We start from the raw sequence: 13,403 nt of genomic DNA, 5'->3' as shown, positions 1-13,403 counted from the left end.
GCCGGGTGGCGCTGCGCTTACCCGGCCTACGAATAGCGCACCTGTGGGCCGGGTAAGGCGAAGCCGCCACCCGGCAAAACGAATCGCGAGGCCAACATGATCCACGTACAAAACGTAAGTAAGACCTTTGTGCTCCACCAGCAAAACGGCGTTCGCCTGCCGGTGCTGCAAAATGCCTCGCTGGAGGTTAATCGCGGCGAATGCGTGGTGCTGCACGACCACTCCGGCAGCGGAAAATCGACCCTGCTGCGCTCCCTCTACGCCAACTATCTGCCCGACGAAGGCCATATTCATATTCGCCACGGCGATGAATGGATCGACCTGGTGCAGGCCCCGGCGCGTAAGGTGCTGGAGGTGCGCCGCTCGACGATCGGCTGGGTGAGCCAGTTTCTGCGGGTGATCCCGCGGATCTCCGCCCTGGACGTGGTGATGCAGCCCCTGCTGGATCTTGGCGTGCCGCGCGAAACCTGTGCCGCCAAAGCCGCCAGCCTGCTGACGCGCCTGAACGTGCCCGAGCGCCTGTGGCACCTTGCCCCGTCGACCTTTTCCGGCGGCGAGCAGCAGCGCGTCAACATCGCCCGCGGCTTTATCGTCGACTACCCGATTTTACTTCTGGATGAACCCACCGCCTCGCTCGACGCTAAAAACAGCGCGGCCGTGGTGGAGCTGATCGAACAGGCCAAAGCGCGCGGGGCGGCGATCGTCGGGATCTTCCACGACGAGAACGTTCGCACCCGCGTCGCGGACAGGCTACACCCAATGGGGACTCCCGCATGATTATCAATAACGTCAAGCTGGTACTGGACAATGAGGTGGTTGACGGCTCGATTGAGATCCAGGACGGAACAATCCGCGCGTTTGCTGAAACCCAGAGCCGCTCGCCCGAGGCGATGGACGGCGACGGCGGCTGGCTGCTGCCGGGGCTGATCGAACTGCATACCGATAATCTGGACAAGTTCTTCACCCCCCGCCCGAAGGTGGACTGGCCCGCCCATTCGGCGATGAGCAGCCACGACGCGCTGATGGTCGCCAGCGGCATCACCACGGTGCTGGACGCGGTGGCGATCGGCGACGTGCGCGACGGCGGCGACCGTCTGGAGAACCTGGAGAAGATGATCAACGCCGTGGAGGAGACGCAAAAGCGCGGCCTCAACCGCGCCGAGCACCGCCTGCACCTGCGCTGCGAGCTGCCGCACCACACCACCCTGCCGCTGTTTGAAAAGCTGGTCGGCCGCGAGCCGGTGTCGCTGGTCTCCCTGATGGACCACTCGCCGGGGCAGCGTCAGTTCGCCAACATTGAAAAGTATCGCGAATACTATCAGGGCAAATATTCCCTCAGCGACGCGGAGATGGCCCGTTATGAAGAAGAGCAGCTGGCGCTTGCGGCACGGTGGTCGCAGCCTAACCGTGTCCGAATTGCGGCGATGTGCCGGGACCGCAATATCGCGCTGGCCAGCCATGACGATGCCACGCACGATCATGTCCTTGAATCCCACCAACTTGGCAGCGTGATCGCCGAATTTCCCACCACGTTCGAGGCGGCTGAAGCCTCCCGCAAGCACGGCATGAACGTGCTGATGGGCGCACCGAACATCGTGCGCGGCGGCTCGCACTCCGGCAACGTTGCGGCAAGCAGGCTCGCGTCCCTTGGCCTGCTGGATATACTCTCGTCCGACTATTACCCCGCCAGCCTGCTCGACGCGGCGTTCCGGGTGGCCGACGACGAGGGCAACCGCTTTACGCTGCCGCAGGCGATTCGCCTGGTGACGAAAAACCCGGCCTCGGCGCTTAATCTGCAGGATCGCGGCGAGATAGCCGAAGGCAAGCGGGCGGATCTGGTGCTGGCGCACCGCAAGGGCGAGCACGTCCATATCGACCACGTCTGGCGTCAGGGAAAGAGGGTGTTCTGATGGGAAGACTTATCTGGTTAATGGGGCCGTCCGGCTCCGGTAAGGACAGCCTGCTGTCCGCCTTACGGCAGCAGGAGCATCCGCAACTGCTGGTGGCGCACCGGTACATTACCCGGTCGGCGAATGCGGGGAGTGAAAACCATATCGCCCTGAGCGAGCAGGAGTTTTTCACCCGTGCCGGGCAAAATCTGCTGGCGCTGAGCTGGCACGCCAACGGCTATTACTATGGGATCGGCATCGAGACCGATCTGTGGCTGCATGCGGGGTTCGACGTGCTGGTCAACGGTTCACGGGCGCACCTTTCGCAAGCGCGCGCCCGCTATGGGGCGGCCCTGCTGCCGGTTTGCCTGCAGGTTTCACCGGACGTCCTGCGCAGCCGGTTGCAGAGCCGGGGTCGTGAATCCGCCCGTGAGATCGATCAACGGCTTGCGCGTGCGGCGCGCTACACCCCGTCCGACTGCCATATCCTTAATAACGACGGAAGTTTGCTACAGTCAGTCGAGACCTTTTTATCGCTTATCCGTCAGAAGGAGAAACAGCATGCCTGACTGCACGCTTCGCCCCGCCACCGCCGACGATGCGCAAATCGTCTATGCGTTAATCTGCGAATTAAAGCAGGCCGAATTTGATCGCCAGGCGTTTCACGCTGGCTATCTTGCCAATCTGCAGGATCACAACATGCGCTACCAGCTTGCCGAACTGGACGGGCAGGTCATCGGCATGATCGGCCTGCACATGCAGTTTCACCTCCACCACGCACGCTGGATCGGCGAGATCCAGGAGCTGGTGGTGATGCCGCAGGCGCGCGGGTTAAAGGTGGGCAGCCAGCTGCTGGCCTGGGCGGAAGGGGTGGCACGAGAGGCCGGCGCGGAGCTGACCGAGCTCTCCACCAGCGTGAAGCGCACCGACGCCCACCGTTTTTACGTCCGTGAAGGATATACGCAGAGCCATTTCCGATTCACCAAACCGCTGTAGAGGTGCGTTATGAGTCTGACAATCACGTTAACAGGAACCGGAAGCGCGCAACTGGTGCCGGTCTTTGGCTGCGACTGCGCGGCGTGCCGCCGGGCGCGCCTGCAGGAGACCTATCGCCGTCGCCCCTGTAGCGCGGTGGTCAAATTCAACGATGCGGTGACCCTGCTGGATGCCGGTATTCCACATCTGATGGACGACTGGGCTGCAGGCAGCTTTCAGCAGTTTTTGCTGACCCATTACCATATGGATCACGTTCAGGGACTCTTCCCCCTGCGCTGGGGCGTGGGCGCGACGATTCCGGTTTACGGTCCGCCGGACGAAGCAGGATGCGACGACCTGTTTAAACATCCGGGGATTCTGGATTTCAGCCACACGGTGGAGCCGTTTGTAACGTTTGAACTTCAGGGCTTGCGGGTCACGCCGCTGCCGCTCAACCATTCAAAACTCACGTTTGGCTATCTGCTGGAGTCCGCCCACAGCCGCGTGGCGTGGCTGTCTGATACCGCCGGACTGCCGGATAAAACGGTGACGTTTCTGCTAAACAATCAGCCGCAGGCGATGATTATCGACTGTAGCCATGAACCGCGCCCGGAGACGCCGCGCAACCATTGTGATTTGAATACGGTGATTGCGCTGAACGAGGTGATTGGCTGTCCGCAGGTGATCCTGACGCATATCAGCCATCAGTTTGACGTGTGGATGATGGATAACCCGCTGCCGTCCGGCATTGAAGCGGGGTATGACGGGATGGTGTTGGTTCTCGACTGAGTTTTGCCGGGTGGCGGCTGCGCCTTACCCGGCCTACGCGCCAGGGTTTCGTAGGCCTGCGTAAGCGAAGCGCCACAGGCTTTAGCCTCGATCGTAATCGTCTTCCAACCTGCGCTCATCCTCTTCCAGACGGCGTCTGTCGTCATCCAGCTGGCGCTGACGCTCGTCTAAACGGCGGCGTCTGTCTTCAAGCTGCCGACGGCGATCGTCATACTGACGGCTATCCATGCGACGGTTATCGTCATAACGATCGTCATCATCGTTGCTGCGGCTGCTGCTGGGGTTATAGGCGTCGTTGATTGCCTGTTGAATATTGCCAATAGCATCATCAACGATATCGGCATGCGCCAGTTGGCTGGTGAGTGACAGCAGACCAAATAACAGAGCGGTAGAGTAACGTTTCATAAGGCCAGACTCGCAGGTGAACTGGCCTTAAGGTAATGAACAGCAGGGTGTGGGGGTAGCGGAGGAATCTCAAATTCAGTTGTGTCCTGGGACTTCCATCAGTTGATTCGCACGCTGTTTATTTTCTGCGACCAGGACGATGCCGTAGCATTTTTGATCCGGCGAATGGCTCCAGATACGATCTTCGGGGATACACCCTCCGTCATAGATAACCTTGCTACCATCATACGGCCAAAATGCGCCCTGCTCGGTATCAAGAACAAATACAGCGATTTGGTCAGACTCGCGGGCAATTTTCTGCCAGAGCATCTTCCCACCCTCATATTGTTCAAAGTCGCTGACAAGTGTCACGCCACACTGTAATACCAGGGCTTCATACAGGCGAGTTGCCAGTCCCTTGTCACGCTCGGCGGGATCAACACAGATACCTTCTACCTGAATGACATTGGCATCTTCCCAACAGCGCTCGACGGCAATGATATCTTCACCCAAATGCGTTTTACGTTGTAAATCCAGGGCAGCAACAACCCGATGCCGGGGCACCCCATCGAAGGTTTCGATATCCGCTTCAATAATCGCAGCTCTTGGCGTCTGGCTATCAAAAATAACATGTAGCACTCGCCCGGAAAGCTCAAACTCATCAACGAGTTTAAACGACCTGGCAATTGTGCTCGGGCTGTATGTTGTAGGCATCACGATCATTTGTGAGTCCCCCTTTGTGAGTACCGGCATAATTCCTTTTATATCCCAATCTGCTAAATTTTGCGCAGATTAACATCACCGGCGTCAACGTTGCTCTTGATGAAATCCTAAACAGGGGCATTTAAAAACATACTTTCCGCAGCGCCTGCGCCAGCTGCACCCGCGTAAACGGCTTGCGCAGTAGCTGAACGTCCGGCAGCTGAGGATTATGCGTGGGCCGTAAATCCTGTCCGCTGATCAGCAGCACCGGAAGCTGCGGATAGTGGCTGCGCACATGACTAATCACCTCGGCCCCGCTCAGGCTTCCCGGCAACATCAGGTCGCTGATAAACATGCCAATATCCGGCGACGCCGCCAGCATGCTCAGCGCCTGCTCGCCGTTTTCCGCTTCGAGCGTCAGGTAGCCAAGCTGGTGCAGCTGCTCGCACAGGGTCTGACGGACATCAGCTTCATCTTCCAGCACCAGTACCAGCCGCTCGCTATCGACGGAGGCGGTGGCAGAGAGCGTTTCATCTTCAGGAACTACAGGTAGCGTCGATCGCGGAAGGTGAAGCCGGACGGTCGTCCCCTGCCCCGGCGCGCTCTCGATCTCCACGCGGCCGCCGGACTGGCGGACAAAGCCGTACACCATCGACAGGCCTAACCCGCTCCCGCTCCCGGTCTGTTTGGTGGTGAAGAACGGCTCAAAGACGCGGGATTTCACCTCCTGAGACATCCCGCAGCCGCGGTCAATGACCTCCAGCGCCACCATATCCTGCCTGCGCCCGTCGCTGCGGGTGACGCGCTGATTCCAGGTGCGGATTTTTATCACCCCGCTTTGCCCTTCCATTGCATCGCGCGCGTTCATCACCAGGTTTATGATGGCGTTTTCCAGCTGGCTAACGTCTATCCAGGCGGGCCATGCCGGGGATTGCGCTTCGATCTCCAGGGTCAGGGTGGCAGGGAGGGAGTGACGCAGCAGTTCCCGGAGGTTCTCCAGCAGCGGCTGCATCTCTACCGCATGCGGGGTCAGGGATTGCTTGCGGGAAAACGCCAGCAGGCGCTGGGTCAGCAAGGCGCCACGCTCGGCCGCCTTCAGCGCCCGGGTAATGCGCGGCGCGTCGTTTGATTCGGGGTCGGTCAGCTCAAGGCTGCCGATGATCACCGCCAGCAGGTTATTAAAATCATGCGCCAGCCCGCCCGTCAGCTGTCCGACGGCCTTCATTTTCTGGCTGTGCAGGAGCGCCTCTTCCAGTCCCTGACGCTCAATGCGGTCGATCTCCATCTGCGTGGTTTTTTCTTTCAGCAGACGCGTGGTGTGCTCAAGCGAGGCGGTGTTGCGGGCAAAAACGTTGAACGCGCGCGCCAGTTCACCCAGCTCATCACGCCGCTGCAGCGCGGGAACGGACACATCCTGCTCGCCGTGCGCAAGGCGTGACATCGCCCGGGAAATCGCCGTCAGGTTGGAGGCCAGATGGCGGTAGATATACCAGCAGGCACACCCGGTGATGATCAGCGCCAGCACGGCGAAAATGGTGATAAACACGCTGATGGATTGCAGTTCGTGATGGCTCTGGGCCGTGCGAAGCCGGGAGGCCTGCGCCACCTGCTCAACGTACTGATTAATATCGCTATTGAGGATCGCCACCAGCGCCTTGATGTGGAACATGTACCAGCTTATCGCCAGATCGCTCTCCTCCAGCTGCTTCGACAGCGGGGCGAGCTGACCTAGCTCGGCATTAAAATCGGGCAAAACTGCCTTCACGACCGGCTGTGCGGCACTCCGGGGCAGCGTTGCGGCCACCGCGTCCAGTTGCTGAACGGTTGCGCGCGGCGAAGGGGTATCGATGGCGGCGGCGATTAGCCGGTCCATCTCCATCAGCTGCTGCGCATCCGGTACGTTACTGTCATAACGGTGGTTGATGTCCTGCAGATGGCGCAGGTAGCTCTGGCTTTGGTACAGCGAGCTCAGCAGCGCGTTACGCTCCAGATGGCGTCGCTGTCCGCGCTCCAGCATCTCCGTCACGCTCTGCTGGAGCTCATTGCTTCGTTGAATAATACGCGTCACCAGGGCCGGCTCCTGCTGCGCCAGCGGCGCCTCCGCAAGCTGCTCCAGCGAGTGGCGCAGGGCCATTTGCGTCTGCTTCAGGCGCTCGGCTTCACCTTTGTACTCCAGCGCACCGACCACCTGCGACAGCCGCACCGCCGCCGTCGCCACATTCGCGGTATCACGCGCGAGGTTCATGCTGCCAGTCATATCATCCAGCGTTTGCTGCTGCACCTGCTCCTGGATCTGGCTGGCATGACGAAAGCCGAGCACCGCCACGCCGCTGACCATCAGCGTTACCGCCACCACCAGCAGGTTAAATATCAGCAGGCGACCGCGGGCGCTGGTGAAGAACGGGGGGCGTGAAGGCATGTTGACTCCGTAACTGTGATCCACATTCGCTATTCATAACTATGACAAATATGAACAGCTTCTGACATTTTGCATTTACGCACCTGTGATGAAGTGCAGAAATCGGCATTCACAGGAGATCCGCCATGAGCAGAACCCCGGTATTAGAGATGCGCAGCATTGCCAAAACGTTTGGCAACTTCCACGCGCTCAAGGGTGTGGATTTGACGGTCTTTGCCGGTGAGATCCACGCGCTGATGGGTGAAAACGGCGCAGGCAAAAGCACGCTGATGAAAATCCTTGCGGGCGCCTATACCGCCACCGGCGGCGAGATCCTGATCGACGGCCAGCCGTTTCACATTAAAGGGCCGAAGGATGCGCTGGCCGCAGGCATCACGCTGATTTACCAGGAGATGCAGCTCGCGCCCAATCTGACCGTAGCCGAAAATATCTTCCTCGGCAGCGAGCTGTCGCGCGGCGGGCTGGTCCAGCGCAAGGAGATGGCCGCCCAGGCGCAGGCGGTGATTGACCGCCTCGGCGCGCAGTTTAGCGCCACCGATCTGGTGATGAAGCTCACCATCGCCGAACAGCAGCAGGTGGAAATTGCTCGCGCGCTGCACCGCAACAGCCGCATTCTGGTGATGGATGAACCCACCGCCGCCCTCTCCTCCCGCGAAACCCATCGCCTGTTTGAACTGATTTTGCGCCTGCGCGATGAAGGGATGGCGATCATCTATATCAGCCACCGCATGGCGGAGGTCTATGAACTCTCTGACCGCGTCAGCGTTCTGCGCGACGGGCAGTACGTCGGGAGCCTGACGCGCGACAAGCTGAACGCGTCGGAACTGGTGAAGATGATGGTGGGCCGCCCGCTAAGCGACCTGTTCAACAAGGAGCGTGATATTCCCCTCGGCAGCCCGCGTCTCAACGTCCACCACCTCACCGACGGTAAAAAAGTACAGCCGTGCAGCCTGCAGGTGCGTTCCGGCGAAATCGTCGGGCTGGCGGGACTGGTCGGGGCCGGACGTTCCGAGCTGGCACAGCTTATCTTCGGCGTGCGTAAAGCCACGGGCGGCATGATTGAGGTCGACGGCGAGCCGGTAGTGATCCACTCCCCGCGCGCGGCCATCGAAAACGGCATCGGTTTTCTCACCGAGAACCGCAAGGAGCAGGGGCTGTTTCTGGAGCTGGCGGCGCAGGAGAACATCACTATGGCGACGCTGGAGCGCGACGCCACCTTCGGCTGGCTGAACCGCAAAAAAGCCCAGTCCATTTCCGATGACGCCATTGCCCTGCTCAATATCCGCGTGCCCCATTCGCAGGTGCGCGCAGGCGGTCTTTCCGGCGGCAACCAGCAAAAACTGCTCATCTCCCGCTGGGTCGCCATCGGCCCGCGCATTCTGATTCTGGACGAACCCACGCGCGGCGTGGACGTCGGCGCAAAAAGCGAGATCTACCGCATCATGAACCAGATGGCGCGCAAAGGCGTGGCGATCCTGATGATCTCCAGCGAGCTGCCGGAAGTGGTGGGCATGAGCGACCGGGTGTACGTGATGCGGGAAGGCAGCATCGCGGGTGAACTGCACGGGCGCGACATCTCTCAGGAAAACATTATGACGCTGGCAACCGGCGTGAACGACACTCATCATCAGGCGGTGCAATCATGACAACTCCAACCCATCCGCAGCAGGTGGCGAAATCCGCCTCCGCCAAAAAAATGCTGATGAGCGATCTGATGCAAACGGTCGGCATTTTGCCGATTCTGATCCTGATTGTGGCGGTATTTGGCTTTATTGCCCCGAACTTCTTTACCGAGAGTAACCTGCTCAACATCACCCGTCAGGCGTCGATCAACATCGTGCTGGCGGCGGGAATGACCTTTATTATCCTCACCGGCGGGATTGACCTCTCGGTGGGGTCGATTCTCGGCACCACGGCGGTGGCGGCGATGGTGGTGTCGCTCATTCCCGAATTCGCCGGGCTGTCCATTCCGGCCGCGCTGATGCTCGGCATGGTGCTGGGCCTGTTCAACGGCGCGCTGGTGGCCTTCGCCGGACTGCCGCCCTTCATCGTGACGCTCGGCACCTATACGGCACTGCGCGGCGCGGCCTATCTGCTGGCCGACGGCACGACGGTCATTAACTCCAACATCAACTTCGAGTGGATCGGCAATAACTACCTCGGCCCGATCCCCTGGCTGGTGGCGATCGCCCTGGCGGTCATTGTGGTGTGCTGGTTCATCCTGCGCCGCACCACCCTCGGCGTTCACATCTACGCCGTGGGCGGCAACATGCAGGCGGCGCGCTTAACGGGCATTAAGGTCTGGCTGGTGCTGCTGTTTGTCTACGGCATGAGCGGCCTGCTCTCCGGCCTCGGCGGCGTCATGAGTGCCTCACGCCTGTACAGTGCCAACGGCAATCTCGGCACGGGCTACGAGCTGGATGCGATTGCGGCGGTGATCCTCGGCGGCACCAGCTTCGTCGGCGGGATCGGCACGATCACCGGCACGCTGGTCGGTGCCTTGATCATCGCCACCCTCAACAACGGCATGACGCTGATGGGCGTCTCCTACTTCTGGCAGCTGGTGATCAAAGGGGCGGTGATCATCATAGCGGTGCTGATCGACAAATACCGTACCCGACACCATCAAAGTGCATAACAACAATACCCTACAAGCGAGGAAGATAAGATGCGTTTGAAACCCTTAGTGACCGCGCTCTGTGCTGGCGCGCTGCTTGCCGCAACGCCGTTTGCGCAGGCGAAAGATCTGAAGTCCATCGGCGTGACGGTGGGCGACCTGGCTAACCCGTTCTTCGTGCAGATCACCAAAGGTGCCGAGCTGGAAGCGCGCAAGCTGGCGGGCGATAACGTCAAGGTGACGCTGGTCTCCAGCGGTTACGACCTGGGCCAGCAGGTGGCGCAGATCGACAACTTCATTGCCGCGAAAGTGGACATGATCATCCTCAACGCCGCGGATTCCAAAGGGATCGGCCCGGCGGTGAAGCGCGCGAAGGACGCCGGGATCGTGGTCGTGGCGGTTGACGTGGCGGCGGAAGGGGCTGATGCCACCATCACCTCCGATAACACCCAGGCGGGTGAGATGGCCTGTAAGTACATTACCGACCGCCTGAAAGGGAAAGGCAACGTGGTGATCATCAACGGACCGCCGGTCTCTGCGGTACAAAACCGCGTAGAAGGGTGCCAGACGGAATTCAAAAAACATCCGGATATCAAGGTGCTCTCGGATAACCAGAACGCCAAGGGCAGTCGTGAAGGCGGTCTGGAAGTCATGACCTCCCTGCTGGCGGCCAATCCGAAGATCGACGGCGTGTTTGCGATTAACGATCCGACCGCGATCGGCGCCGATCTGGCCGCGAAACAGGCTCAGCGCAATGAGTTCTTTATCGTTGGCGTGGATGGATCGCCGGACGGTGAGGAAGCGCTGAAGCGTGAAAACTCGCTGTTTGTGGCAACCCCGGCGCAGGATCCGCAGGTCATGGCGGCAAAGGCGGTGGAGATCGGCTATGACATTCTCCAGGGCAAACCCGCGCCGAAAGCGCCCGTGCTGATCCCGGTGACGATGATCGATAAAAAGAACGTCGGTACCTATAAGGGTTGGACGGTTAAATGATCCTTTTCCCTCTCCCGCAGGGAGAGGGAACTGTTTTCAAGGAGTCCCCATGAAACGCTCCGACATTAATGAAATCCTCGGCCACACGCGGCAGTTTTTCTCCATGCACGACGTTCATCTCCCGCCTTTTGCCAGCTTTCCGCCAACGAAATGGCAGCAGCTTGACCAGGCCGCATGGCAGGAAGTGTTCGACCTCAAGCTCGGCTGGGACGTGACGGCGTTCGGCGGCAACAACTTTGCCGCTGAGGGTCTGACGCTGTTTACCCTGCGCAACGGCTCGCCCAACGGCGTACCGTATGAAAAAGGCTATGCCGAAAAAATCATGCACGTGCGCGACGGCCAGGTGACGCCGATGCATTTTCACTGGCGCAAGCGCGAAGACATCATCAACCGGGGCGGCGGGAATCTGATCATTGAGTTATGGAATGCCGGAGCGCATGAAGAGACGGAAAACACCGACGTGACCGTCACCGTCGACGGCTGCCGCCAGACCCACGCCCCCGGCAGCCAGCTGCGCCTCACGCCAGGGGAAAGCATCTGCCTGACGCCCACTCTTTACCACAGTTTCTGGGGCGAACGCGGCTTCGGCGACGTGCTGGTGGGCGAAGTGTCGTCGGTGAATGACGACGAGCACGACAACCACTTTTTGCAGCCGGTTGCCCGCTATAACAACATCGAAGAAGACGAACCTGCGCTGCTGGTGCTGTGCAACGAGTACAATCTGTTTCGGATATAAGGGGTGAATGATGCCATTGATTTCTCTTGCCGACGGTCTTGCGCACGCCAGACAACACCGCTATGCGCTGGGCGCGTTTAACGTGCTCGACTCCCACTTCCTGCGCGCGCTGTTCGCCGCCGCAAAGCAGGAACGCTCGCCGTTTATCATCAACATCGCGGAAGTGCATTTTAAGTACGTGTCGCTGGATTCCCTTGTCGAAGCGGTGAAGTTCGAGGCCGCTCGCCACGCTATTCCCGTGGTGCTCAACCTCGACCACGGCCTGCATTATGACGCCGTCGTGCGCGCCCTGCGCTTAGGGTTCAGCTCCGTGATGTTCGATGGCTCTACGCTGAGCTATGAGGAAAATGTTCGCCAGACGCGAGAAGTGGTGAAGATGTGCCATGCGGTGGGCATCTCCGTGGAGGCAGAGCTGGGCGCGGTCGGGGGGGATGAAGGGGGCGCGCTTTACGGACATGCGGATGAAGCCTTCTTCACCGATCCGCAGCTGGCGCGCGAATTTGTTGATTCAACCGGCATCGACGCGCTGGCCGTCGCCATCGGCAACGCACACGGCAAGTATAAAGGCGAGCCGAAGCTCGATTTCCCGCGTCTGGACGCCATTCGTCAGCAGACGGGGCTGCCGCTGGTTTTACACGGCGGCTCCGGGATTAGCGATGCCGACTTCCGCCGCGCCATCGAGCTGGGCATTCATAAAATCAATTTCTATACCGGCATGTCGCAGGCCGCGCTCGCCGCCGTGGAGCAGCGCATGGCGAACCGCCAGCCGCTGTACGACGAGTTTGCCGAACTGCTGCTCGGCATTGAAGAAGCGATTACCGATACGGTCACCGAACAGATGCGCATCTTCGGCAGCGCGGGGCAGGCATAATGGAACGCAAAGGCATCATCGCCGCAGGCAATATGCTGGTGGACCACGTCCACCAGATCGTGCAGTGGCCGGAGCGCGGCTGGCTGGCGGAAATCACCCACAGCGAACGCTCAACCGGCGGCGCGCCGCTCAACGTCCTGCTGACGCTGGCAAAAATGCACGTTGGCCTGCCGCTGCAGGCGGTGGGGCTGATTGGCGAAGACGGCGACGGGGACTACATTCTGGCGATGCTCGACCAGTACCACGTCAACCGCCAGCGCGTACAGCGCACCACCTTTGCGCCAACCTCCATGTCGCAGGTGATGACCTACCCCAGCGGACAGCGCACCTTTTTCCACTCGCTGGGGGCCAACCGCCTGCTGGATCTTCCCGCCTTCGATCGCTTAGACGGATCGATGAAGATCTTCCATCTCGGCTATCTCCTGCTGCTCGACAGCCTGGATATGCCCGATGACGAATTTGGCACCCGCAGCGCGCGGCTGCTGGCGCAGATGCGTGACCAGGGGTATGAAACCTCGCTCGATCTGGTTTCCCGTAAGGGCGACCCGCGCTATCAGCCGCTGGTGCTCCCTGCCCTTCGCCATCTCGACTATCTGGTGATTAACGAGCTGGAGGCCGGTGAGTTTAGCGGCCTGACAATGCGTGACGAAAACGACGCCCCGCACATTGCCCATATCGCGGACGCCGCGGCGCAGCTGCTGGCGGCCGGCGTACGCCAGCGGGTGGTGATCCACTGTCCGGAAGGCGCATGGGGAGAAGCTCGCGGTGAAGCGGGTCGCTGGATCCCGTCATGGATGCTGGAGCAGGAAGAGATTATCGGCAGCGTCGGCGCGGGCGATGCCTTTTGCGCGGGCTTTTTATACGGCTGCCATGAATCGCTCCCGCTAACAGAGAGTATTTATCTGGCGCACGCCTGCGCGCGGGCAAGCCTGCTGGCCGCCAATGCGATTGACGGCGCAAAAACGCTGGCCGAGCTGCAGGCGTTTATTCGCGAGAGCATTTAATTTAACAATAATTGCGATTTTTCA

At 60.2% G+C, this 13,403-nt stretch carries 14 protein-coding genes; 11 read left to right on the top strand and 3 right to left on the bottom strand.

The annotated features are described in order from the left end of the window. The first annotated feature begins 96 nt into the window (after positions 1-96). From phnL to phnP, 5 genes are read left to right on the top strand one after another with little or no spacing between them, the layout of a single operon-like run. Positions 97-777, top strand: coding sequence for a phosphonate C-P lyase system protein PhnL (gene phnL, locus FHC48_RS14890; protein ID WP_059364419.1), 681 nt, complete (start codon positions 97-99; stop codon positions 775-777). Beyond that, positions 774-1,910: an alpha-D-ribose 1-methylphosphonate 5-triphosphate diphosphatase gene (gene phnM, locus FHC48_RS14885; protein ID WP_059364420.1), complete on the top strand. Its 1,137-nt coding sequence runs from the start codon at positions 774-776 to the stop codon at positions 1,908-1,910. The genes phnL and phnM overlap by 4 nt, the downstream gene beginning before the upstream one ends. Next, positions 1,907-2,458, top strand: a complete 552-nt coding sequence (phnN, locus tag FHC48_RS14880) for a ribose 1,5-bisphosphokinase (RefSeq protein ID WP_085930286.1) — start codon at positions 1,907-1,909, stop codon at positions 2,456-2,458. The genes phnM and phnN overlap by 4 nt, the downstream gene beginning before the upstream one ends. Beyond that, a complete protein-coding gene (phnO, locus tag FHC48_RS14875) occupies positions 2,451-2,885 on the top strand; it encodes an aminoalkylphosphonate N-acetyltransferase (RefSeq protein ID WP_045371472.1) in 435 nt (144 codons plus the stop codon). The genes phnN and phnO overlap by 8 nt, the downstream gene beginning before the upstream one ends. A gap of 9 nt (positions 2,886-2,894) precedes the next feature. Further along, positions 2,895-3,653, top strand: coding sequence for a phosphonate metabolism protein PhnP (gene phnP / locus FHC48_RS14870; RefSeq protein WP_059364421.1), 759 nt, complete (start codon positions 2,895-2,897; stop codon positions 3,651-3,653). Positions 3,654-3,734: 81 nt separating this feature from the next. Here the strand turns inward: phnP and yjdP are convergent, their stop codons facing one another. The 3 genes from yjdP to FHC48_RS14855 all read right to left on the bottom strand — a co-directional run bounded on the left by yjdP (position 3,735) and on the right by FHC48_RS14855 (position 7,158). Next, on the bottom strand, positions 3,735-4,058 hold the full coding sequence (yjdP, locus tag FHC48_RS14865; RefSeq protein WP_021242926.1) for a DDRRRQL repeat protein YjdP: 324 nt from the start codon (positions 4,056-4,058) through the stop codon (positions 3,735-3,737). Positions 4,059-4,133: 75 nt separating this feature from the next. Further along, positions 4,134-4,760, bottom strand: a complete 627-nt coding sequence (locus tag FHC48_RS14860; protein ID WP_008500049.1) for a GNAT family N-acetyltransferase — start codon at positions 4,758-4,760, stop codon at positions 4,134-4,136. Between the two features lie 121 nt (positions 4,761-4,881). After that, positions 4,882-7,158: an ATP-binding protein gene (locus FHC48_RS14855; RefSeq protein ID WP_059364423.1), complete on the bottom strand. Its 2,277-nt coding sequence runs from the start codon at positions 7,156-7,158 to the stop codon at positions 4,882-4,884. A gap of 125 nt (positions 7,159-7,283) precedes the next feature. Between FHC48_RS14855 and FHC48_RS14850 the strand changes: the two genes are divergently transcribed. From FHC48_RS14850 to FHC48_RS14825, 6 genes are read left to right on the top strand one after another with little or no spacing between them, the layout of a single operon-like run. Beyond that, a complete protein-coding gene (locus FHC48_RS14850; protein WP_032655350.1) occupies positions 7,284-8,804 on the top strand; it encodes a sugar ABC transporter ATP-binding protein in 1,521 nt (506 codons plus the stop codon). Further along, entirely contained in the window at positions 8,801-9,796 is a 996-nt protein-coding gene (locus tag FHC48_RS14845) for an ABC transporter permease subunit (RefSeq protein ID WP_008500046.1), read from the top strand. The genes FHC48_RS14850 and FHC48_RS14845 overlap by 4 nt, the downstream gene beginning before the upstream one ends. Positions 9,797-9,826: 30 nt before the next feature. Continuing rightward, positions 9,827-10,768 (top strand): ABC transporter substrate-binding protein, encoded by a 942-nt coding sequence (locus FHC48_RS14840; protein ID WP_021242935.1) that lies wholly within the window; start codon positions 9,827-9,829, stop codon positions 10,766-10,768. Between the two features lie 49 nt (positions 10,769-10,817). Further along, positions 10,818-11,504 (top strand): D-lyxose/D-mannose family sugar isomerase, encoded by a 687-nt coding sequence (locus FHC48_RS14835; RefSeq protein ID WP_008500044.1) that lies wholly within the window; start codon positions 10,818-10,820, stop codon positions 11,502-11,504. 10 nt (positions 11,505-11,514) lie between these two features. After that, a complete protein-coding gene (locus FHC48_RS14830) occupies positions 11,515-12,375 on the top strand; it encodes a ketose 1,6-bisphosphate aldolase (protein WP_220420539.1) in 861 nt (286 codons plus the stop codon). Next, positions 12,375-13,379 (top strand): carbohydrate kinase family protein, encoded by a 1,005-nt coding sequence (locus FHC48_RS14825; protein WP_059364426.1) that lies wholly within the window; start codon positions 12,375-12,377, stop codon positions 13,377-13,379. Before FHC48_RS14830 ends, FHC48_RS14825 begins: the two co-directional genes overlap by 1 nt. Positions 13,380-13,403 lie beyond the last annotated feature (24 nt).

Source organism: Enterobacter sp. EC_50 (assembly GCF_019584525.1).
Taxonomy (GTDB): domain Bacteria; phylum Pseudomonadota; class Gammaproteobacteria; order Enterobacterales; family Enterobacteriaceae; genus Enterobacter; species Enterobacter roggenkampii.
This window is presented reverse-complemented; position numbering and strand designations above follow the sequence as displayed.